The organism is Sphingomonas sp. NPDC079357 (assembly GCF_044901155.1).
Classification (GTDB): Bacteria; Pseudomonadota; Alphaproteobacteria; order Sphingomonadales; family Sphingomonadaceae; genus Sphingomonas.
Window position 1 is genome coordinate 26,117 of the sequence record NZ_JBJDOM010000010.1, and the last position, 19,470, is coordinate 45,586.

At 65.6% G+C, this 19,470-nt stretch carries 23 protein-coding genes; 9 read left to right on the forward strand and 14 right to left on the reverse strand.

Annotated features, from left to right (window positions below):
• Nucleotides 1-92: 92 nt before the first annotated feature.
• Nucleotides 93-437 (forward strand): hypothetical protein, encoded by a 345-nt coding sequence (locus ACI2JO_RS18465; RefSeq protein WP_404722071.1) that lies wholly within the window; start codon nt 93-95, stop codon nt 435-437.
• Between the two features lie 116 nt (nt 438-553).
• Here ACI2JO_RS18465 and ruvC read toward each other — a convergent pair whose 3' ends face one another.
• The 3 genes from ruvC to ACI2JO_RS18480 are packed head-to-tail and all read right to left on the reverse strand — an operon-like array spanning nt 554 to nt 2,372.
• Complete coding sequence (ruvC, locus tag ACI2JO_RS18470) at nt 554-1,060, reverse strand: crossover junction endodeoxyribonuclease RuvC (RefSeq protein WP_028967736.1); 507 nt, start codon at nt 1,058-1,060, stop codon at nt 554-556.
• Nucleotides 1,057-1,800: a YebC/PmpR family DNA-binding transcriptional regulator gene (locus ACI2JO_RS18475; protein WP_404722072.1), complete on the reverse strand. Its 744-nt coding sequence runs from the start codon at nt 1,798-1,800 to the stop codon at nt 1,057-1,059. The genes ruvC and ACI2JO_RS18475 overlap by 4 nt, the downstream gene beginning before the upstream one ends.
• A 29-nt stretch (nt 1,801-1,829) precedes the next feature.
• Nucleotides 1,830-2,372 (reverse strand): DUF1003 domain-containing protein, encoded by a 543-nt coding sequence (locus ACI2JO_RS18480; RefSeq protein ID WP_404722073.1) that lies wholly within the window; start codon nt 2,370-2,372, stop codon nt 1,830-1,832.
• Between the two features lie 97 nt (nt 2,373-2,469).
• Here ACI2JO_RS18480 and ACI2JO_RS18485 point away from each other — a divergent pair, with 97 nt between their 5' ends.
• The gene (locus ACI2JO_RS18485) at nt 2,470-3,930 is read left to right on the forward strand and encodes an AAA family ATPase (protein WP_404722074.1); all 1,461 of its coding nucleotides are present in this window, start codon (nt 2,470-2,472) and stop codon (nt 3,928-3,930) included.
• A gap of 180 nt (nt 3,931-4,110) precedes the next feature.
• On the opposite strand, the gene ACI2JO_RS18490 is transcribed toward ACI2JO_RS18485, so the two are convergent.
• The 3 genes from ACI2JO_RS18490 to ACI2JO_RS18500 form a co-directional block, all read right to left on the reverse strand.
• The gene (locus ACI2JO_RS18490) at nt 4,111-4,641 is read right to left on the reverse strand and encodes a PilZ domain-containing protein (RefSeq protein WP_404722075.1); all 531 of its coding nucleotides are present in this window, start codon (nt 4,639-4,641) and stop codon (nt 4,111-4,113) included.
• 94 nt (nt 4,642-4,735) lie between these two features.
• Nucleotides 4,736-5,002 carry a DUF2312 domain-containing protein gene (locus ACI2JO_RS18495; RefSeq protein WP_184036625.1) on the reverse strand — a complete coding sequence of 89 codons (267 nt, stop codon included), beginning with the start codon at nt 5,000-5,002 and terminating at the stop codon, nt 4,736-4,738.
• 143 nt (nt 5,003-5,145) lie between these two features.
• Nucleotides 5,146-5,436 (reverse strand): DUF1244 domain-containing protein, encoded by a 291-nt coding sequence (locus tag ACI2JO_RS18500; RefSeq protein ID WP_404722076.1) that lies wholly within the window; start codon nt 5,434-5,436, stop codon nt 5,146-5,148.
• 66 nt (nt 5,437-5,502) lie between these two features.
• Between ACI2JO_RS18500 and pyk the strand changes: the two genes are divergently transcribed.
• Nucleotides 5,503-6,981: a pyruvate kinase gene (gene pyk / locus ACI2JO_RS18505; RefSeq protein WP_404722077.1), complete on the forward strand. Its 1,479-nt coding sequence runs from the start codon at nt 5,503-5,505 to the stop codon at nt 6,979-6,981.
• 286 nt (nt 6,982-7,267) lie between these two features.
• Entirely contained in the window at nt 7,268-7,468 is a 201-nt protein-coding gene (locus ACI2JO_RS18510) for a hypothetical protein (RefSeq protein ID WP_404722078.1), read from the forward strand.
• Between the two features lie 31 nt (nt 7,469-7,499).
• On the opposite strand, the gene ACI2JO_RS18515 is transcribed toward ACI2JO_RS18510, so the two are convergent.
• The 3 genes from ACI2JO_RS18515 to ykgO all read right to left on the reverse strand — a co-directional run bounded on the left by ACI2JO_RS18515 (nt 7,500) and on the right by ykgO (nt 8,682).
• Nucleotides 7,500-7,874 (reverse strand): DUF4440 domain-containing protein, encoded by a 375-nt coding sequence (locus ACI2JO_RS18515; RefSeq protein WP_404722079.1) that lies wholly within the window; start codon nt 7,872-7,874, stop codon nt 7,500-7,502.
• 62 nt (nt 7,875-7,936) lie between these two features.
• Entirely contained in the window at nt 7,937-8,548 is a 612-nt protein-coding gene (locus ACI2JO_RS18520; protein WP_404722080.1) for an HAD family hydrolase, read from the reverse strand.
• A gap of 8 nt (nt 8,549-8,556) precedes the next feature.
• Entirely contained in the window at nt 8,557-8,682 is a 126-nt protein-coding gene (ykgO, locus tag ACI2JO_RS18525) for a type B 50S ribosomal protein L36 (RefSeq protein ID WP_003046794.1), read from the reverse strand.
• A 126-nt stretch (nt 8,683-8,808) separates the two neighbouring features.
• Here ykgO and ACI2JO_RS18530 point away from each other — a divergent pair, with 126 nt between their 5' ends.
• Together ACI2JO_RS18530 and ACI2JO_RS18535 are read left to right on the forward strand one after the other, a co-directional pair.
• A complete protein-coding gene (locus ACI2JO_RS18530; RefSeq protein WP_404722081.1) occupies nt 8,809-9,411 on the forward strand; it encodes a hypothetical protein in 603 nt (200 codons plus the stop codon).
• Entirely contained in the window at nt 9,408-10,529 is a 1,122-nt protein-coding gene (locus tag ACI2JO_RS18535; RefSeq protein WP_404722082.1) for a M14-type cytosolic carboxypeptidase, read from the forward strand. The genes ACI2JO_RS18530 and ACI2JO_RS18535 overlap by 4 nt, the downstream gene beginning before the upstream one ends.
• A gap of 187 nt (nt 10,530-10,716) precedes the next feature.
• Here the strand turns inward: ACI2JO_RS18535 and ACI2JO_RS18540 are convergent, their stop codons facing one another.
• Nucleotides 10,717-11,160 (reverse strand): hypothetical protein, encoded by a 444-nt coding sequence (locus ACI2JO_RS18540; protein WP_404722083.1) that lies wholly within the window; start codon nt 11,158-11,160, stop codon nt 10,717-10,719.
• Nucleotides 11,161-11,950: 790 nt separating this feature from the next.
• Between ACI2JO_RS18540 and ACI2JO_RS18545 the strand changes: the two genes are divergently transcribed.
• The 3 genes from ACI2JO_RS18545 (at nt 11,951) to ACI2JO_RS18555 (ending at nt 15,918) form a co-directional block, all read left to right on the forward strand.
• Nucleotides 11,951-12,583 (forward strand): PEPxxWA-CTERM sorting domain-containing protein, encoded by a 633-nt coding sequence (locus ACI2JO_RS18545; RefSeq protein WP_404722084.1) that lies wholly within the window; start codon nt 11,951-11,953, stop codon nt 12,581-12,583.
• 272 nt (nt 12,584-12,855) lie between these two features.
• The gene (gene acnA / locus ACI2JO_RS18550; RefSeq protein ID WP_404722085.1) at nt 12,856-15,543 is read left to right on the forward strand and encodes an aconitate hydratase AcnA; all 2,688 of its coding nucleotides are present in this window, start codon (nt 12,856-12,858) and stop codon (nt 15,541-15,543) included.
• 15 nt (nt 15,544-15,558) lie between these two features.
• On the forward strand, nt 15,559-15,918 hold the full coding sequence (locus tag ACI2JO_RS18555; RefSeq protein WP_404722086.1) for an alkylphosphonate utilization protein: 360 nt from the start codon (nt 15,559-15,561) through the stop codon (nt 15,916-15,918).
• Nucleotides 15,919-15,961: 43 nt separating this feature from the next.
• Here the strand turns inward: ACI2JO_RS18555 and ACI2JO_RS18560 are convergent, their stop codons facing one another.
• From ACI2JO_RS18560 to ACI2JO_RS18575, 4 genes are all read right to left on the reverse strand, one after another.
• Nucleotides 15,962-17,353 (reverse strand): amino acid permease, encoded by a 1,392-nt coding sequence (locus tag ACI2JO_RS18560; protein ID WP_404722087.1) that lies wholly within the window; start codon nt 17,351-17,353, stop codon nt 15,962-15,964.
• Nucleotides 17,354-17,471: 118 nt separating this feature from the next.
• Complete coding sequence (locus ACI2JO_RS18565) at nt 17,472-17,906, reverse strand: CoA-binding protein (RefSeq protein WP_404722088.1); 435 nt, start codon at nt 17,904-17,906, stop codon at nt 17,472-17,474.
• Between the two features lie 46 nt (nt 17,907-17,952).
• On the reverse strand, nt 17,953-18,810 hold the full coding sequence (locus tag ACI2JO_RS18570) for an oxygenase MpaB family protein (RefSeq protein WP_404722089.1): 858 nt from the start codon (nt 18,808-18,810) through the stop codon (nt 17,953-17,955).
• 29 nt (nt 18,811-18,839) lie between these two features.
• Nucleotides 18,840-19,346 (reverse strand): MucR family transcriptional regulator, encoded by a 507-nt coding sequence (locus tag ACI2JO_RS18575; protein ID WP_404722090.1) that lies wholly within the window; start codon nt 19,344-19,346, stop codon nt 18,840-18,842.
• Nucleotides 19,347-19,470: the final 124 nt, after the last annotated feature.

A 19,470-nucleotide genomic window follows, 5' to 3' on the forward strand; every position in this document is an offset into this window, starting at 1 on the left:
GTCACGCAATGTCCCGTTGAACGGGCCAACTATACATTGCGCCATCATCCTGAGTGGTCGGCTCGTTTCCGCGTCATCGATAGCGGACCGGAGTGGCCCAGCGGCCTTGCCCTGCGGTCCACAATCGAAAGTCCGGCAAGACATTTTGGTGGTTGCCATGGAATGGCGGCACCGATGGCCTTGAGAACGTCGCCGCGACGGAGGATGTCACCGCGAAAGGTTGGACGCCGCCCAGCCCGGACGGTGGGCCGCGCCCCCATGGCAACAGGCAATATCTCGGTTTCGACGCCGCATATGACCTGATCGATGGCGTTCCCCGCAGGGGCAGCCACGCACCGGCGCATATGCTGGTTCCAGACTTGGCCGGCGCTCACGATCCAGCGTTCGAGTGGAAAGATTTCTTCGACCTCGACGGCTGGTCGCCCAATAGCCGCTAGCCAACAACTCCGTCATTCCCGCGAAGGCGGGAATCCAGAACCTCTGACGCTTCGCTTCTATCGACAGACCCGCGCGTCTGGATTCGCGCCTGCGCGGGAATGACGGAGCGGCGAGATCACGCCCCCGCCCGCGCCCGCCGCATCATCCCCTGCGCGCTCGCGACATGATGCGCGTGGCAGATCGCGACCGCCAGTGCGTCGGCGGCATCCGGCCCGGCCAGCTTGGCGCCGGGCAGCAGCACCGCCATCATTGCCTGAATCTGCCGCTTCTCCGCGCCGCCGGTGCCGACCACCGCCTTCTTGACCGTCGAGGGGTGATATTCCCCGATCGTCAGCCCCGCGCCGCTCGCCGCCAACAGCACGACCCCGCGCGCCTGCCCCAGCTTGAGCGTCGATTGCGCATTGGTGTTGCCCAGCACCTCCTCGACCGCCGCCTCGTCGGGCCGCTCGGCGCGGATCACGTCGATCAGCGCGGCGTACAGGTTCGCGAGCCGACGCGGCAGCGGCATCGACGGATCGGTGCGGATCTGGCCGTTGCCGACATGGCTCAGCCGGTTTCCCTCGGCCCGGATCACCCCCCAGCCGGTCGTGCCGAGCCCCGGATCGAGGCCGAGGATGATCACCCCAGCTTTACCATCACCTCGTCGGACACCTCGTAATTGCCCCACACCGTCTGCACGTCGTCGTCATCGTCCAGCGCGTCGATCAGCTTGAACAGCGTCGCCGCATCCGCCTCGGTCACTTCGACCATCGTCTGCGGGCGCCACGCCAGCTTCGCGCCCTCGGCCTCGCCCAGCACCGGCTCCAACGCCTTGGCGACCTCGTGCAACGAACCCTGCTCGGTCCAGATCTCATGGCCTTCCTCGGACGAGGTCACGTCCTCGGCCCCGGCCTCCAGCGCCGCCTCGAACACCTTCTCGGCATCCCCCGCGCTCGCCGGATAGTTGATCAGCCCCATCCGGTCGAAGCCGTGGCTCACCGAACCGCTCGCGCCGAGGTTGCCGCCGTTCTTCGACACCGCGGTGCGCACGTTGGTCGCGGTGCGGTTACGGTTGTCGGACAGTGCCTCGATAATCAGGCTCACGCCGCCGGGGCCGAAGCCCTCGTAGCGGATTTCCTCGTAATTCTCGGTATCGCCCTTGCTCGCCTTGTCGATCGCGCGCTGGATATTGTCCTTGGGCATCGACTGCGCCTTGGCGGCGTTGATCGCGGCGCGCAGCCGCGGGTTCATGTCGGGATCTGGGAGCCCCATCTTCGCCGCGACGGTAATTTCGCGGCTGAGCTTGGAGAACATGCCGGAGCGCTTCTTATCCTGCGCGCCCTTGCGGTGCATGATGTTCTTGAACTTGGAATGGCCTGCCATGATCGCCTCTGACGGATAATCCCGTGCCTTTACGCGCGCGGAGCCCCATTCGCCAACCCGTCTATCTTCGCCTCCAGCGCCGCCAGCCGCTCGACCACCAGCCCGTCGATCTTTTCATGCAGCCGCAGGATCTCCAGCTCGGCGCGCAGATTGGTTTCGTAATCAAGGCTGGCCGCAAGCCGGTCCTTCGCCGCCTGCCGGTTCTGGCTCATCATGATGACGGGCGCCTGCACCGCGGCGAGCGTCGACAGCATCAGGTTGAGGAAGATGTACGGATAGGGGTCGAACTGCATCCCGAAATAGCGGAGCACGTCGGTATTGAGCAGCATCCACCCGATCAGCACCACCGTGAAGGCGATGATGAACCCCCACGACCCGCCGACCGCCGCGACCTTGTCGGCCAGCCGGTCGCCGAAGCTGGCGCGCAGATCGGCCTCGTCGGCGGCGTCGCGGCTGACCAAAGTCCCCGCATCCATGCTGTCGAGGACGCGGCGTTCCTCGGCATCCAGCGAATGGCGCGGCTTGCCGATGATGCGCAGCGCGAGATCGGCGATCGGTGGACGGTGCGCCATCAATGTTCCCCTTCGTGACGCGTCCCCGTAGCCGTGTGCCGCGGGCGCGCAAAGCGCTTGCCCAACCGGGGCATGATCGGCCAAACGGTGCGCGATCATGACCGTCAGCGTAGACATGGGCAGCGACGAGCGCGGCGCGCCCGTGACCATGGACCTCGAAGAACTGCTCGCCACCCGATTGCTCGTCCAGGGCAATTCCGGGTCCGGCAAGTCGCACCTGCTGCGTCGGCTGCTGGAGAAAAGCGCCGGGCAGGTGCAACAGGTGGTGATCGACCCCGAGGGCGATTTCGTCACGCTCTCCGAACGCTACGGCCATGTCGTGATCGAGGGCGCGGACTATGCCGAGCGCGAACTGGCGCGAATCGCCGCCCGGCTGCGCGAACACCGCGCGAGCGTGGTGCTGAGCCTCGAGGGGCTGGAGGCGGAGGGGCAGATGCGCTGCGCCGCCGGCTTCCTCAACGCCTTGTTCGATGCGCCGCGCGAACATTGGTATCCGGCGCTGGTGGTGGTCGACGAGGCGCAATTGTTCGCGCCGACCACCGGGGGCGAGGTCGCCGAGGAGGTCCGCCGCGCCTCACTGTCGGCGATGACCAATCTGATGTGCCGCGGGCGCAAGCGCGGCCTCGCGGGCGTGATCGCGACACAGCGGCTGGCGAAGCTCGCCAAGAATGTCGCCGCCGAGGCGAGCAACTTCCTGATGGGGCGCACCTTCCTCGACATCGACATGGCGCGCGCCGCCGATCTGCTCGGCATGGAGCGGCGGCAGGCCGAATCGATTCGCGATCTGGCGCGCGGCACCTTCATGGCGCTGGGACCGGCGGTGTCGCGGCGGCCGATCACGGTGCGGATCGGCACGGTCGAGACGCAGGCGCGCAGCGGCAGCCCCAAGCTGGTGCCGCTGCCGCAGGCCGATTCGGTCGATCTGCAGAGCCTGCTCGACGTCACGCCCGACGCCGCACCGACGCTGCCGATGACCTTCGACCCGCGCCCGCGGCGCGTGCCCGCCGACGAATTGCTGTCCGATATCGAGGCACCGACGCCGACGATCCCCGCCCCCTCGCTGCCCGACCGCAACGAGGAAGAGGTCGAGGCGGTCTATGCCGAGGTGCTGCGCGCGATCGTCACCGACGACGAAAGCAGCGGTCGTCCGGCCGCGGTGCTCTTTCAGGATTTTCAGGTGCGGTGCCGGATGGCCGGCATCGCCAAACCGGCGCTCGACCTCGCCGCGTTCAGCCGCCGGCTGTCGTGCGCGCGCGCCGGCATCTTCGATCCGCAGGCCGAGGAATGGGCAAGCGTGCTCGCGCTGGCCGGCGGACTGCCCGACGACATGCTCGGCGCGTTCCTGCTGGTCGCGAAGGCGGCGCGTGACGGCGCGCCCTGCCCGTCTGACGTGGCGATCGCGAACACCTATGGGACCAGCTCGATCGGACGGGTCAAGCGGCTGATCGGCTATATCGAGGGGCGCGACCTGTTCGTGACCCGCACCGACATGGGCGGCAAGCGCTCGATCACGATCCCGCATCTCGGCTGGACGACCGCCCCGGCCGAGGCGGCGTAGCGCCCCGCCCCTGTTGCCCTGCCGATTTGCCGTTGCCCCAGACTTGATCCGGAACAACGGATGAGGGCGCTTCCTCCGTCATTACGAGCGTAGCGAAGCAATCCAGGGCCGGATCGGGACGAACCGAGGGGCGAGGCATCGTTCCATCGCCGACGATCAGCGCCTGAACCCGCACAACCCTCACTGCACTTTCAGCGCATTCTCGATCTGCGCGGCCGGTGCGGAGAGCATTGTGTAGACGGTATGCGCGGCGATCCCGGCCATCGCCACGCCGACTGCCACGATCACCAGAAACTGGAATATCGAGGCGAAGCTGCGCGATCGCTCCACCTTGCGTGCCATCTGCGCTTCGTGCGCCAGCCGGCGTTCCGCGCGGCGGTCGCTATCCGGCGTCGCATCGCCGCGCGCCGGTCGACCGGCGAGGCGCGGCTCGTCGATCAGCGCCTTGACCGACAGACGGTCCTGCGAGCGCATCCCGAAGAAGCGCCCCTTGTTCCACTGCACGCGCCCGACGATCACGAGCGTCCCGCGCCGGATCTCGACGTAGCTGCCCACCGCCGGCGGCTGATCGCAACCTGCCATCAGCCCGCGCGACGAGACATTGTGGATCACGATATCGACCCACGCCGACTCCAGCCGCATCCGCGACGGGACGAGCACGGTGATCCGCTCCTCCCGTGGTCGGAAGCCGGTCTGTAAAGCCGCAAGCACCGGGCGTCTTCCCCCACACCAAGATCGTCAGAACCGTATACGGCGTGGGGAGCAAAGATAATCTTAACGCCGCTCTGTGAGCGCGTTATATGATCTAGATCATGCCAAGTGCTTGCATATAGACTTCAAGAATCGACTGTTCTTCTTGATATTCCTCGCGCTTCTTCTTGCGGATCTGCAGGATCTTGCGGATCGCCTTGGCGTCGTAGCCACGGCTTTTGGCCTCGGCCATCACGTCCTTGATGTCGTCGGCGATGCCCTTCTTCTCTTCTTCCAGGCGCTCGGCCCGCTCGATCAGCAGCCGCAGCTCGTCGGCTGCCACCGAACCGCCGCCCATGCCTTCGCCACGCTCTTCCGCCATCTTACTTCCCCAGAAAAAACGACGCCGTCCGCGGCGCCGGCGCGAATCGCGCGGGCGGGGACGGCGTGGTGGATACCCTGATTGGGTGCGGCGGCGCGTCTACGCCCGCGCGCGCCGATGCTCAAGGGCGGTGCCGGTCGCGCTCACGCGTTCTTCTTCACACTCTCCGCCATGCGCGCGAGCTGTTCGGGGGTGGCGTCACCCTGATGCTGCGCTTTCCATGTCGCATAGGGCATGCCGTAAATCGTCTCTCGCGCCGTTTCCTTGTCCAGCCCGCCGGCCTCGCCCACCCAGTCGGACAGGCAGTTGCGGCAAAAACCCGCCAGCCCCATCAGGTCGACGTTCTGCGCGTCGGTGCGGTGGCGCAAGTGCCTGACCAGCCGCCGGAAAGCCGCCGCTGCCGCGGCATCGTCGAGCGTATCGAGCCGATCCATACTGTCTCCGTCATTTGATCCTAGCGCGTTACTCGCTAAGGCCGTGCCGGCAAAGCAGGAAGGCGCATGACCCTGAACCCGAATCATATCGCTCCGCGCTCGCGCAAGGTTCGCGTGCTCGCGACGCTCGGCCCGGCCAGCAACACGCTGGAGATGATCACCACCCTTTTTCAGGCGGGCGCAGATGCGTTCCGCGTCAACATGAGCCACGGCGACCAGCAATCGAAGATTGCGGTCATCCAGGCGATCCGCTCGATGGAGGAGCGGTTCAAGCGTCCGACGACGATCCTCGCCGATCTCCAGGGCCCGAAGCTGCGCGTCGGCAAGTTCGACGGCGGCCGCGTCGTGCTCGAACATGGCAGCACCTTCGTGCTCGATCACGATCCGGCGCCGGGCAATGCGTCGCGCGTGCGGTTGCCGCACAAGGAGATTTTCGCCGCGATCGAACCAGGCGCGCGATTGTTGCTCGACGACGGCAAGCTGGTGCTGCGCGTTACCGACCATGACGAGAACCGGATCGTCACCATCGTCGAAGTCGGCGGTCCGCTATCCGACAACAAGGGGCTCAATGTCCCCGACGTCGTGATCCCGATGGCCGCGCTCACTGAAAAGGATCGTTCCGACCTCGCCTTCGCGATCGATCAGGGGGTCGACTGGATCGCGCTGTCGTTCGTGCAGCGCCCGGAGGATCTGTGGGAAGCGCGCAAGCTGATCGGTGGCAAGGCGGCGTTGCTCGCCAAGATCGAGAAGCCTGCCGCGATCGAGCGACTCGAAGAAATCGTCGAGGCGTGCGACGGCGTGATGGTCGCGCGCGGCGATCTTGGCGTGGAGCTGCCGCCGCAGTCGGTGCCGCCGCTCCAGAAGCGCATCGTCGAGACCGCGCGCCGCATGGGGCGCCCGGTCGTCGTTGCGACGCAGATGCTCGAATCGATGATCCAGAGCCCGTCGCCGACCCGCGCCGAAGTGTCGGACGTCGCGACCGCGATCTACGACGGTGCCGATGCGATCATGCTCTCGGCGGAAAGCGCCGCGGGCCAGTGGCCGGTCGAATCGGTCGCGATGATGAACGCGATCGGCGACGCGGTGGAGCGCGACCCGATGCACGGCGACCGCATCCACTTCACCGTTACCCGCCCCGATCCGACCACCGCCGACGCGCTGGCCGAGGCGGCGAAGAACATCGCCGACACCGTCTCGGCGTCGGCGATCATCTGCTTCACCATGTCCGGATCGACCGCGCGCCGCATCGCGCGTGAGCGCCCGTCGGTGCCGATCCTCGTGCTGACGCCGAGCACCGATACCGCGCGGCGGCTGGGGCTGCTGTGGGGCACGCACAACGTCAATACGCGCGACGTTGAGTCGTTCGAGGAAATGGTCGCCAAGGCCAAGCGCATCGCGCTGCGCCAGGGCATCGCCAAGGCCGGTGATCGCGTGATCGTGATGGCGGGCGTGCCGTTCCGCACACCGGGCTCGACCAACGTGCTGCACGTCGTGCAGATCGTCGGCGACGAGTTGAAGGACTATCGCGGGCCCAGCGCGCAGTAACGCGGAACGGCCTTGCACGTCCGCAACGCTGCGATATGCGAAACCGGGAGCCGGCAGGCCTGGGATTTTTTCCCGGCGTGCCGGCTCTTTTCACATCCAGCAGCCGGTTACGACTCCGACATGCCCCACGTTTCCCATGGGGCGCCGCAACGGTCCGTCACGTTTGGCAACACTTCATCGCAAAGCATGTGAAATTGGAAGTTTCGGTCGAGAGCCTGACCTAGTTGTACAATCAGGCTTTCAACCGATCGGCCATGGCCCGCCGCGGGTGTGGGGTAAGACGAAGATGCTGCGGGCTGCTGCCGAGAAAAATCTGCTAATCGATCTGGCGACCGCGCGACGCGCGCGCGGCATGATCAACGATCCGTTGTCGATCACCATGTTGAGCGACTACATTTCCGAACTGGAAGAACAATTGCATCAGGGCGCAGCCTCGTTCGCCGTCCGTTCGGTCGCGCAATCAAAGACATCTCAGCGCGGGCGTTAGCAGCCCGTCTTAGGCCGCCGCCTCGCGACCGTTATCCGTCGGCTGCGCGCACCTCCGCGGTCAGCGGCGGTGTCTGTTGATGCTGGACGACCTTCCAGACCTCATGTTCCAGCCGGCGGTAGGTGGAGGTGCAATGCGCGACGTAGCGCTCGTCGCCCTTGATCGCCTCCACGCCATAGCCGATCACGATCAGCCCCTCTTGCGGCCGCACGATCCGGCCGTCCTTGAACGTCACCTTTTCCCAGCGCGGCGTCTGCGACACGGCGTCGACCGCGGCCTGGCTTTCGAGAATATAGGGCGGCTGCGGCACGACCATCAGCGCCGATTCGTCGATCGATTCGCGGTAGTGGTCCGCGCCGCCGGTCCACAGGCTTTCCTCGAACGCCCATACGCGATCGTCTTCCATGGCTCTCTCCGAATAACGTCAGAGCCAGAAAGCCGTGATGCCCCCGATCGTTCCGCCGCGCGTCAGCGCAGCAGGCCCGCCTCGACCAGCGCAGGCCGCAGCGTCGCGGCGTCGGTGAACAGATGCGCGTGGATGCCCAACGCCTGCGCGCCGGCGATATTGGCGGCATTGTCGTCGATGAAGAACGCCTCGTCCGCTGCCAGCCCGAATCGGTCGAGCGCCAGCCGGTAGATCGCCGCATCCGGCTTCACCAGCCGCTCGTCGCCCGAGACGACAATGTCGCGGAAACGGTCGAACACCGCCGCCTCGCGCGCGCGGAACGGCGGAAAGAATTCATGGCTGAAATTGGTGATCGCGAACAGCGGCACGCCCGCCGCGTCCAGTTCCTCGACGATCGCGATCATGCCGGGAACCGGTCCCGGGATCTGCTCGCCAAAGCGCGGCCCCCACAACGCGATCATTGCCGCATGTTCCGGGAATCGCGCACCAAGCTCCGCGCTGGTCTCCGCAAACGGACGACCGGCGTCGTGCTGGAAGTGCCACTCGCGCGTGGCGACCTCGTTCAGGAACACGTCGAGCGCCTGTTCGTCATCGAACAGACGCTCGTACAGGACCCGCGGGTTCCAGTCGTACAGGACGTGTCCGACGTCGAAGATGACCGACGTCGGCGACATGGCCGTTATCAGCCCTGGCGGGCCTTGAACCGGCGATTCGTCTTGTTGATAACATAGGTCCGGCCGCGACGGCGGATCACGCGATTATCGCGATGACGGTCCTTGAGCGACTTCAGGCTGTTGCGGATCTTCATGGCTGCGCTTCTTCGAAAACTGGGAAGCGCGCCGCCTAGAGAGCACGGCCGCGAAAGTCAACCGAGCGGGAGCTTGCACCGCAAGCGTGCGTTGTTATGTCGCAACGATCTTATCGAGGGTGTGTCATGCGTCGCGCGATTCTTCTGGCTCTTTCGCTGGCGCCGCTGGCCGCCTGCACCACCGGGCCGCAGCATTTCCCGGTACAGGCGACGCGCTTCCATTATGACGCGGTGGCACAGCGGGGAACGATCGCGGTCGAGCCGCTGCCCGGCCCTTCCTCGCCCAGCCTCGAATACAAGACCTATGCCGCCGCGGTCGAGGCCGAGCTGCTCCGCAACGGCTTCACCAGCGCGCCGCCGGGCACCAGGCCGGAGTTCATCGCCACCGTCGGCTTCACCCGCACCGAGCGCGGACTGCCGCCGCGGCGTTCGCCGGTCCAGATCGGAATCGGGGGTGGCGGCTATTCGGGCGGCTGGCGCGGCGGCACCGGACTGGGCGGCGGCGTTAGCTTCCCGGTTGGCGGTGATTCGGGCGGTCGGCTCGGGCTCGTCACCGAGCTGGCGGTCCGCATCCGCCACGGCGGCGACGCGATCTGGGAGGGACAGGCGCAGTCGCTGACCGACACCAGCGCGCCCGATGCCGACGCCGCCACGGTCGCCGGCCGGCTCGCCGGTGCGCTCTTCAAGAACTTCCCCGGCGATTCGGGACGGACGATCGAGGTAAAATGACGCTGGACATCAACGCTGCCTTCGACGGCGGCAACATCAAGGTCGTCGCCATCGACGGCGCGGGCGACGACTGGCGCTGCGATCTGGAGATCGTCCGCGATCACCAGTCCGAGTTTTTCCAGTGGTTCTATTTCCGCGCCGCCGGGTTGCGCGGCAAGCGCGTTAATTTCCGCATCCTGAACGCCGGCGATTCGGCCTATCCGTTCGGCTGGCCTGGCTACAAGACGCGCGCCTCGGCCGATCTCGACCAGTGGAGGATGATCGACACACGCTACGACGGCGGCGTGCTCAGCTTCGATTGGACCGGGCAGACCGATCTGGCGTGGTTCGCCTATTTCGCGCCTTATACGATGGAGATGCACGCGCGGCTGGTCGCGCGCATCGCCGCGCGCCCCGGGGTCACGCACCGCCAGCTCGGCGAGACACTCGACGGACAGGCGATCGACTATTTCCGCCTCGGCACCGGCGCGAAGCAGGTGTGGCTCTACGCGCGCCAGCATCCGGGCGAGTCGATGACGGAATGGTGGATGGAGGGCGCGCTCGACTGGCTGACCAGCCCCGCCGCCGCGCCGCTGCTGCGCGCGGCGACCGTCCACGTCGTCCCCAACATGAACCCCGACGGCACGCGCCGCGGGCATCTGCGCACCAATGCGGCGGGCGTGAACCTCAACCGTGAATGGCACGCCCCCACGCCTGAGCGCAGCCCCGAAGTGCTGTGCGTCCTGCGCGAGATGGACGCGACCGGCGTCACCTTCGCGATCGACGTCCACGGCGACGAGGCGATCGCCGCCAATTTCATCGCCGGGTTCGAGGGCATTCCGTCGTGGACCAACGCGCGCGGCGACAGCTTCACGGAATTCGGCCGGCGGCTCGCGGCGCACACCCGCGACTTCCAGACCCAGCTCGGCTATGAGAAGTCCGCCCCCGGCAACGCCAATCTGTCGATGTCGACCAACCAGCTCGCCGAGCGGTTCGGCGCGGTATCGGTGACACTGGAGATGCCGTTCAAGGATCACGACGCCAACCCCGATCCGGCGTTCGGGTGGAGCGCCGAACGCTCGAAGGCGCTCGGCGTCGCCTGCCTCGAAGTGCTGACCGGGATGATCGCGACGCTATAGGCGCGATCGACATGTCGGGCGTCGCTGCAGCGTGGCCGATGGTTTGATCCGAACATCTCCTCGTTCGTCGCCCCGGACTTGATCCGGGACCCCGCTGCTTCCGCTACGTAAGAAAGAAGCGGGATCCCGGATCAAGTCCGGGATGACGGAAGGAAAGAGACGGTCGACAAAAGTCGCCCCGCGCCGCTCATAGCTCTCCTAATGCTTCCTGCCCCGACGTTACCAGCCGCCCGCCGCTCGCCTTCACCCCGACCGGGATCGGGCGCGCATCCTCGCGCTGCAACAACAGCCGCAGCATCGCGTCCGAATTGCGCCGCCGATGCGCCACCATCTCGCCCTTGTAGACGTTCGCCTCCAGCCACCCCTCGACCACGCGCGCATAAGCCGCACGCTCCAGCGCCGGTAATTGACAGGCGAACACCGCATCCCACGGCGCGCCGAACTCGGGGAGACGTCGCTTGACGCGATAGGCGGACGTCGCGAACTCAGCCCGACCTGCGCGCACGCATCGCGCACGCACGCACGCGGTCGCGCGCAGGAACGCCACCTGCCACATCGGCGTCCACCCGTCCTGCCGATACCGGAACGCTGCCTTACGGTCGGCGCCCTCGTTGTTCGTTTCACCATCCATCTGCGATCCGCCACGCCGCTCTGCTGACAAGTACCGCAGATTGGCAGATGCAGGACAGCGCGAGCCCGCGTGGCGGTCCCGCTTCTCCGCCTCTCGAGCGCATTATCGGAAATGAACGATCGGGAACGGGTTCGGAAAACGAGTCCCGCAAGCCTCCATCAATGTAATCGTCCCGTTGCCGCTCGTACCGGATCATTGTCGCAGCGATCGCGGGATGTTGGTTCGCCCGGTCCGGCGTGACCGGGCGTCTGTCTGGCACGACCTCGGTTGATTAAACAGACAGACCTTGCCCGTGGACCCACTCCCGCCAGCCGTTGCGAGACGATTCGTGCTGATAAAGCGAGCGGGTTGAATCGGGGATTGCCCCGGCTTGCTCTGTTAGTACCCCTCGTTCGCGCAGTGAGACGCGATTTGGTCGACGGCGTGACGCTGCGCCGACCGTCGCCGGGGTGCACTCTTGACACCCGATCAATGCTATTTTCGCTTAAACGAATCGCTGCTCGACGTAACGTCCGTGGAGCACTCCGTGTGCATCATTAGTGGCGAAACCATCTCCACGAGCGGAAAAAAGGTAGCTTGAGACCTTGGTTTAGATGATTATTTGAAGACGTTTTCATGACCGACCCAAATTGGCGATTTATAATTTTAGCAAGTACAACAATTTAGCATTATTGACCCTGGTGTCAGTACCAAAATTGAACAACGGGAACGAGCTCGACATTTGCGACGATTTTTCAAGACTTCATATCGTCCCTTCGTTCGACGACGAACAAGCAAGGGGATTGCAGCAATGACACTTTTCAAGAAATTTGCCGGCCTCGCCGCCTTTTGTTCGCTCTCGCTGCTCGGGGCATCGGCGCATGCCGCCACGCTGGACTTCGTCTACGGCGGCATCCTGGGCAGCGATGCGCAGGCCACCGGTTCCTTCGATATTGCCGATGACGAACTCGCCCGGCTGAATACATCGACCAACTATCTGACAAAGGCCAAATGGTCTGCGGTCAGCAACCTCGTCATGACCGTGACCGGCGCGAAATGGGGCAACGGCACGTTCACCACCGCCGACTTCAACGATCTCACCTTCTACCTTCCCACGGCGCTCGATCTCAGCAAGGATCTGGTCGGGCAGCGCGTCGATGCCGATCATTTCTTCGGCCAGCCCCACAGCGGTGAGTTCGCCGGCGATCTCACCTTCAATCCGGTCTTGAAGGCCGATGCCACCAAGAACGCGCCTTCGGCGGCGCGGACGTTCACGTTGCTGGCATACGGCGGCTATGATTACATGCAGCTAAAGTCGCTGAAGGTGACGGCAGCGCCGGCTGTGCCCGAACCCTCGACCTGGGCGATGATGATCGTCGGGATCGGCGTGGCGGGTGCCGCGCTGCGTCGGCAGCGTCGCGCCGTGCGCGTCAGCCTCGTCTGAACCGTACCACTGAAGCAGAACAAGGATGGGTGCGCCTGCCGGCGCGCCCATTTCTGCGTTCTTGGCGACAGCGATTACTCGCACATTCCCCTGCAGCACCCGAAACAGCGATCCGCCAATTTCGCCATATTAGCAACATCCCTCCCCCCTTTCGCACATGCGGCACGGCTGCTATCGCCCGCGGCGACCGAGAGTTTCGCTCCCGTCGCTGCGCCCGCGCGCGCCTATTTGCGCGCTGCCGCTCGACGGCCCTTGAAGAAAGGACTTTGCCCATGACGGCCATCGGCCAGGATACGCTCAACGCCCGCCAGACGCTGCAGGCCGGGGGCAAGTCCTACGACTATTTCTCGCTGAAGACCGCCGAGGAGAAGTTCGGCGACATCAGCCGCCTGCCCTTCTCGATGAAGGTGCTGCTCGAAAACATGCTGCGTTTCGAGGACGGCGTGACCGTCACCGAGGCGGACGTGAAGGCGATCGTCGACTGGCAGCAGGAGCGCCGCAGTGACCGCGAGATCCAGTATCGCCCCGCGCGCGTGCTGATGCAGGATTTCACCGGCGTGCCGTGCGTGGTCGATCTCGCCGCGATGCGCGATGCGATCACCAAGCTGGGCGGCGACGCGGCGAAGATCAATCCGCAGGTGCCCGTCCACCTGGTCATCGATCACTCGGTGATGGTCGACGAATTCGGCACGCCCAAGGCGTTCGAGGATAACGTCGATCTCGAATATGCCCGCAACGCCGAGCGGTACGAGTTCCTGAAGTGGGGCAGCAAGGCGCTCGACAATTTCAAGGTCGTGCCGCCGGGCACCGGCATCTGCCACCAGGTGAACCTCGAATATATCGGCCATGCGGTCTGGGCATCGCAGGAGACGGGCGACCACGCCAATGGCGGCGCGACGATCGCCTATCCGGATACGCTGGTCGGCACCGACAGCCACACGACGATGATCAACGGTCTCGGCGTGCTCGGCTGGGGCGTCGGCGGGATCGAGGCCGAGGCCGCGATGCTCGGCCAGCCGGTGTCGATGCTGATCCCCGAGGTCGTCGGCTTCAAGCTGACCGGCGCGCTGCGCGAGGGCATCACCGCCACCGATCTCGTGCTCACCGTCACGCAGATGCTGCGCGCCAAGGGCGTCGTCGGCCGCTTCGTCGAGTTCTACGGCCCGGGTCTCGACCAGATGACGCTCGCCGATCGCGCGACGATCGCCAACATGGCGCCCGAATATGGCGCGACCTGCGGCTTCTTCCCGGTCGACGACAAGACGCTCGACTACATGCGCCTCACCGGCCGTCCCGACGAGGTCGTCGCGCTGACCGAGGCCTATGCCAAGGCGCAGGGCATGTGGCGCTATGCCGACGCGCCCGATCCCGTCTTCACCGACACGCTCGAGCTGGACATGGGCACGGTGGTGCCCTCGCTCGCCGGCCCGAAGCGCCCGCAGGACAAGGTCAGCCTCGACACCGTCGACGAGGTGTTCAACGGCGACCTGTTCAAGCTCTACCATCGCGAAAAGCCGCAGCGCGTCGCAGTCGACGAGCGCGGGCATGACATCGGCGATGGCGACGTCGTGATCGCCGCGATCACCAGCTGCACCAACACCTCGAACCCGTCGGTGCTGGTCGCCGCCGGTCTGGTCGCGCGCAAGGCCAATGCGCTGGGGCTCAAGCCGAAGCCGTGGGTGAAGACCTCGCTCGCGCCGGGGTCGCAGGTCGTCACCGACTATCTCGACAAGGCCGGGCTGTCGGCAGATCTCGACGCGATCGGCTTCAACCTCGTCGGCTACGGCTGCACCACCTGCATCGGCAATTCGGGCCCGCTCGCCGCGCCGATCAGCAAGGCGATCAACGAGAACGATCTCGTCGCCGCCTCGGTGCTGTCGGGCAACCGCAACTTCGAGGGCCGCGTCTCACCCGACGTGCGCGCCAACTTCCTCGCCTCGCCGCCGCTGGTCGTCGCCTATGCGCTGAAGGGCACCGTGACGACCGACATGAACGAGACGCCGATCGGTCAGGGCACCGATGGCACGGATGTGTACCTCCGCGACATCTGGCCCACCAACCAGGAGGTTTCGGACCTCATGGCCGCCAACATCGACGACGGTATGTTCCGCGCCCGCTACGGCAACGTCTATGCCGGCGACTCGAAGTGGCAGGCGATCGACGTGACCGGCTCGGACACCTACGCCTGGCGCGCCGGCTCGACCTATGTCGCCAACCCGCCGTACTTCGAGGGTATGGAGATGACCCCGGCGCCGGTGACCGACATCATCGAGGCCAAGCCTTTGGCGATCCTCGGTGATTCGATCACCACCGACCACATTTCGCCGGCCGGCAGCATCAAGGCCGACAGCCCGGCCGGGACGTGGTTGCAGGAGCATCAGGTCAGCCGCGCCGACTTCAACAGCTATGGCGCGCGTCGTGGCCATCACGAGGTCATGATGCGCGGCACCTTCGCCAACATCCGTATTAAAAACGGGATGGTGCCGGGGGTTGAGGGCGGCATGAGCCGTTACGAGGGTCAGGTGATGCCGATCTACGACGCCGCGATGCGTCACAAGGCCGACGGCACCCCGCTCGTCATCATCGCCGGCAAGGAATATGGCACCGGCTCGTCGCGCGACTGGGCGGCGAAGGGCACTAACCTGTTGGGCGTGCGGGCGGTTATCACCGAGAGCTTCGAACGCATCCACCGCTCGAACCTCGTCGGTATGGGCGTCCTCCCGCTCCAGTTCGCCGACGGCGTGACCCGCGAAACGCTCAAGCTGACTGGCGACGAGACGTTCACCATCCACCACGTCGCCGACCTCCGTCCGCGTCAGGACGTGACCGTCACGCTGAAGCGCCAGGATGGGTCGACCGAGCAGTTCCAGACCCGCTGCCGGATCGATACGGTCAACGAGCTGGAATATTTCCTGAACGGTGGCATCCTGCAGTACGTGTTGCGGAACCTCGCTGCGTAAGTTGCGACGATCAGGATGATTTCGGGAAGGGAGGGCCGCTGGTCCTCCCTTTCTGCTTTTGGGGGGAACACGGGGTTGAGCGAGGAATACGTTTACGACGAGGCGACCGGCGAATGGGTGCCGGCAGGCGAGGTCAGCGCCGCTGCACCGACGACCGAGGGGATGGAGGTCCGCGACGCGGTCGGCAATCTGCTCGCCGACGGCGATGCGGTGACGCTCATCAAGGACCTGAAGGTCAAGGGCACCAGCCAGACGCTCAAGCGCGGCACCGCGATCAAGTCGATCCGGCTGACCGGCGACCCGCAGGAAATCGACTGCCGCTTCGATGGGATCAAGGGATTGGTCCTGCGCGCGGAGTTCGTGAAGAAACGCTGACGTTCCACCGTCATCCCCGCAGCGACGGGGATGACGGCTACACTCAAGCCACCGCCGCGCGCTTGCGCCCGTACACGAAGTACAGCGCCAGCCCGACGACGTTCCAAAGCAGGAAATACTCCTGCGTCTTCAGCGGCAAACTGAAGAACAGATAGATGCAGCCCAGCACGCCCAACGTCCCGACCAGCGGCGCCAGTGGCGCGCGGAATGTCCGCTCGGCATCGGGCGCACGGCGGCGCATCACCATCATGCACACACATACCGCGACGAAAGCCGCCAGCGTCCCGGCATTGGCGAGCGCGGCAATCGCGTCGATCGGCATCACCCCCGCGATCACCGCAACCAGCGCCGCGGTCATCAGTGTAATCCGCACCGGCGCACCGCGTGGCGACACCTTCGCCAACCCCGCCGGCAATAGTCCGTCACGCGCCATCACGAAGAATATTCGGCTTTGCCCAAAGAGGAAGCCGAGCAATACCGTCGGGAGCGCGATCACGGCGCTGGCGGCGAGAAAGGTCGCGAACCCCGGCCGCCCGATATCGCGCAGGATCAGCGCCAGCGGCTCGGGCGAACCCGCAAACTGCGTATAACTGAGCGCGCCGACCGCCGCGATCGCCACGCCGACGTAGATGATGATGCACCCGAACATCGACCCGATGATTCCGATCGACAGGTCGCGCCCCGGGTCCTTGGTCTCCTCCGCCGCGGTCGAGATTGCGTCGAACCCGTAGAAAGCGAAGAAGATGATCGCCGCCGCGGCCATCACCCCGCGCTCCTTGCCGTCGGCGTCAACCGAAGCAGTGAAGCCGTGCGGCATGAACGGGTGGAGGTTGGCGGCGTCGAAATGCGGCAGCGCGACGAACACGAACACCGTCAGCGCAACGAGCTTAACCGCCACCAGCACCGCGTTGAGCGTCGCGCTCTCCTTGGTGCCGAAGCACAGCAGCCCGGCGACGACCGCGATGATGAACACCGCGGGTACGTTGACGATTCCGCCCAGTTCCGGTCCGTTGGTCAGCGTGACCGGGAAGCCGAGCGGTGTCAGCAACGCCGAGGCATAGCCCGACCAGCCAACCGCAACGGTCGAGACGACCAGCGAATATTCGAGGATCAGCGACCAGCCGATCACCCAGGCGATGACCTCGCCGAGCACGACATAGCTGTACGTGTATGCACTGCCCGATGCCGGGATCATCGTCGACATTTCGGCATAGGCGAGCGCTGCACAGGCGCAGATCGCCCCCGCGATGACGAAGCTGAGCATCACCGCCGGCCCGGCGCGATCCGCACCGACGCCGATCAGCGTCAGGATCCCGGTCCCGACAATCGCGCCGACGCCCAACGCAACCAGATGTGGCCACGACAGCGTCCGGGCGAGGACGTGCCCGTCGCCATGATCGACGGCGATCGGCTTGCGCCGGAATAGACTGGACATGCACTCCCCTTTTTTGTGGCGTTGGAAAGGGGATGTAACAGTTGCGACAATTATTGGGGAGGCTCTGGTACACACCGTGTCGTGCGGATCGTTATCGCGATGGCGCTGCCGCCGTCAGTCACCGACGGGGCCAACCGCCAACCGCCAACCGCGGTATCTCGATTGCCGGACAGCGATCCATGACCACCTTCAATCCCGCCGCCTCGGCCCGCGCGGCGGCGGCCTCGTCGACGACGCCGAGTTGCATCCACACCGCCCCGGCACCGATCGCGATGGCCTGATCGACCACCGCGCCGGCCTCCGACGAGCGGCGGAAAATATCGACCATGTCGATCCGGTCGCCCAGCTGTTCGAGATCGCGAAACACGAACTCACCGTGAACATGCGTGCCCGTGATCTGCGGGTTGACCGGGATGACGCGATAGCCGTGCCCCTGCAACGTCGCCATCACGCCATTCGACGGTCGCGTCGGGCGATCCGACGCACCCACCAGCGCGATCGTGCGCACCTCTTCCAGCAACGTCCTGATCTCGGCATCGGTGGTAAGCGGCATTGTCCCGGCTCCTTTCCTTGCAGAACGAGCCATCATGCCGAACGGTTCAGGGCGCGCGCAACGCCCAGCGGAGGACGCGGCTCATACCGTCCGCCCCTGCCCGGATCGCCGGCCGCGCAAGCGGCGGCGGACGCCGGTCGTGAAGCGCCGCTGCCCAGTCGGGCAGCAGATCGAGCGCCGCCGCAGCCGCCACCGCCAGCCCGGCCGCCTGCGCACGATCCGGGCCAGGAGCGAGCAACGCATCGGCGACCTCGCGCACGCGGTGATCGCCGCGCAACTGCGGACGGACGACGCGGTAGTAAGCGGCAATGTCGGCGCGCGATTGAGGCACGTCGCGCGCGCCCAGCCGCTCGGCGACGATGGCGACGTCCGCGACGTAACGATCCTGCTCCGCAGGCGACAACGACGGGTCGCGATAGCGTAGATAGCCGCGAAGGAAGCTGTCGGTTTCGGCAACGTGCACCCACGTCAGCAACGCGGGATCATTCGCATCGTATGACGTGCCGTCGGGCAATTGTCCGTGGATGCGATCGTGGATGGCGCGGACATGCGCGATCGTGCGCTCGGCCAGATCGGTCGGACCATAAGTGGTGACCGCGATGAATTGTGCGGTGCGCCGCAAGCGGCCGAGCCGGTCACGGCGGAAGTCACTGTGATCCCAGACTCCCGCAAGTGCGGCCGGGTGCAGCATCTGGAGCAGCAAGGCGGAAATGCCGCCGATCATCATCGCGGAGAAGTCGCCATGTACCCGCCACGCCGGCGACGTATCAGCGATCAACCCGCGGTCGCCGGGCGGGCGGGCGAGATCCAGCTCGCCGCTGCCCACCATCTCACGCAACGCTTGCGCTAGCGACGCACGGGCGCGGTCAACCGCCGGGGCGATCATCGGATCGACGATCGACATCGGCGGGCCGTCCCGTGCGGAGCGGGCGATCAGCCCTCCGCCTGCGTCGTCTTGCGGCGGCCACGTCCACCGGTCGTCGGCTCGGCAGCAGCCGTAGTCTCGCCACGGCGGGCGCCGGGCTTGCGGCCGAGGCCGATCTTCTTGGCCATGTCACGACGTGCTTCCGAATAGCTTTCGGCGACCATCGGATAGTCGGGCTTCAGGCCATAACGCTGACGATAGTCGTCCGGGGTAAGACCATGGCCGGCCAGATGGCGGCGCAGCGTCTTGTACGGCTTGCCGTCGATCAGCGAGATCAGATGATCCTTCGACGCGAGCGACTTCCGCACCGACACCGCCGGCGTATACTCTGCAGCGGGCTCTTCCGGGGCGGGGGGCGCAGTCGACGATGACAGGTTCGTCACCGCATCATGCATCGTGCGCAGAAACGCCGGGACATCCTCACCCGAAGCGCGGGTGTTGGGATTGGCGAGCCACGCGATGGTCAGTTCGGTGGCAAGCTCAACAGCGTTGGCGGTCATGGTATCTTCGGACATGGGGCGCTCCCTTATTTACGTGCCTCGCACTAGACAGGGTTTTCATACAGGTCAACGCGTCCCTTAAATGAAATCAACATGTATCTATTTGCGTAATCAAATATCGGCGAGGAACCTTTTCCCT

Bases quoted from the DNA above. Each gene is read 5' to 3' on its own strand.
- ACI2JO_RS18475 (WP_404722072.1), bottom strand. From the start codon at position 1,800: ATGGCAGGCCATTCCAAGTTCAAGAACATCATGCACCGCAAGGGCGCG.
- ACI2JO_RS18480 (WP_404722073.1), bottom strand. From the start codon at position 2,372: ATGGCGCACCGTCCACCGATCGCCGATCTCGCGCTGCGCATCATCGGC.
- ACI2JO_RS18485 (WP_404722074.1), top strand. From the start codon at position 2,470: ATGACCGTCAGCGTAGACATGGGCAGCGACGAGCGCGGCGCGCCCGTG.
- ACI2JO_RS18495 (WP_184036625.1), bottom strand. From the start codon at position 5,002: ATGGCGGAAGAGCGTGGCGAAGGCATGGGCGGCGGTTCGGTGGCAGCC.
- ACI2JO_RS18500 (WP_404722076.1), bottom strand. From the start codon at position 5,436: ATGGATCGGCTCGATACGCTCGACGATGCCGCGGCAGCGGCGGCTTTC.
- pyk (WP_404722077.1), top strand. From the start codon at position 5,503: ATGACCCTGAACCCGAATCATATCGCTCCGCGCTCGCGCAAGGTTCGC.
- ACI2JO_RS18510 (WP_404722078.1), top strand. From the start codon at position 7,268: ATGCTGCGGGCTGCTGCCGAGAAAAATCTGCTAATCGATCTGGCGACC.
- ACI2JO_RS18515 (WP_404722079.1), bottom strand. From the start codon at position 7,874: ATGGAAGACGATCGCGTATGGGCGTTCGAGGAAAGCCTGTGGACCGGC.
- ACI2JO_RS18520 (WP_404722080.1), bottom strand. From the start codon at position 8,548: ATGTCGCCGACGTCGGTCATCTTCGACGTCGGACACGTCCTGTACGAC.
- ykgO (WP_003046794.1), bottom strand. From the start codon at position 8,682: ATGAAGATCCGCAACAGCCTGAAGTCGCTCAAGGACCGTCATCGCGAT.
- ACI2JO_RS18530 (WP_404722081.1), top strand. From the start codon at position 8,809: ATGCGTCGCGCGATTCTTCTGGCTCTTTCGCTGGCGCCGCTGGCCGCC.
- ACI2JO_RS18535 (WP_404722082.1), top strand. From the start codon at position 9,408: ATGACGCTGGACATCAACGCTGCCTTCGACGGCGGCAACATCAAGGTC.
- ACI2JO_RS18540 (WP_404722083.1), bottom strand. From the start codon at position 11,160: ATGGATGGTGAAACGAACAACGAGGGCGCCGACCGTAAGGCAGCGTTC.
- ACI2JO_RS18545 (WP_404722084.1), top strand. From the start codon at position 11,951: ATGACACTTTTCAAGAAATTTGCCGGCCTCGCCGCCTTTTGTTCGCTC.
- acnA (WP_404722085.1), top strand. From the start codon at position 12,856: ATGACGGCCATCGGCCAGGATACGCTCAACGCCCGCCAGACGCTGCAG.
- ACI2JO_RS18555 (WP_404722086.1), top strand. From the start codon at position 15,559: ATGATTTCGGGAAGGGAGGGCCGCTGGTCCTCCCTTTCTGCTTTTGGG.
- ACI2JO_RS18560 (WP_404722087.1), bottom strand. From the start codon at position 17,353: ATGTCCAGTCTATTCCGGCGCAAGCCGATCGCCGTCGATCATGGCGAC.
- ACI2JO_RS18565 (WP_404722088.1), bottom strand. From the start codon at position 17,906: ATGCCGCTTACCACCGATGCCGAGATCAGGACGTTGCTGGAAGAGGTG.
- ACI2JO_RS18570 (WP_404722089.1), bottom strand. From the start codon at position 18,810: ATGTCGATCGTCGATCCGATGATCGCCCCGGCGGTTGACCGCGCCCGT.
- ACI2JO_RS18575 (WP_404722090.1), bottom strand. From the start codon at position 19,346: ATGTCCGAAGATACCATGACCGCCAACGCTGTTGAGCTTGCCACCGAA.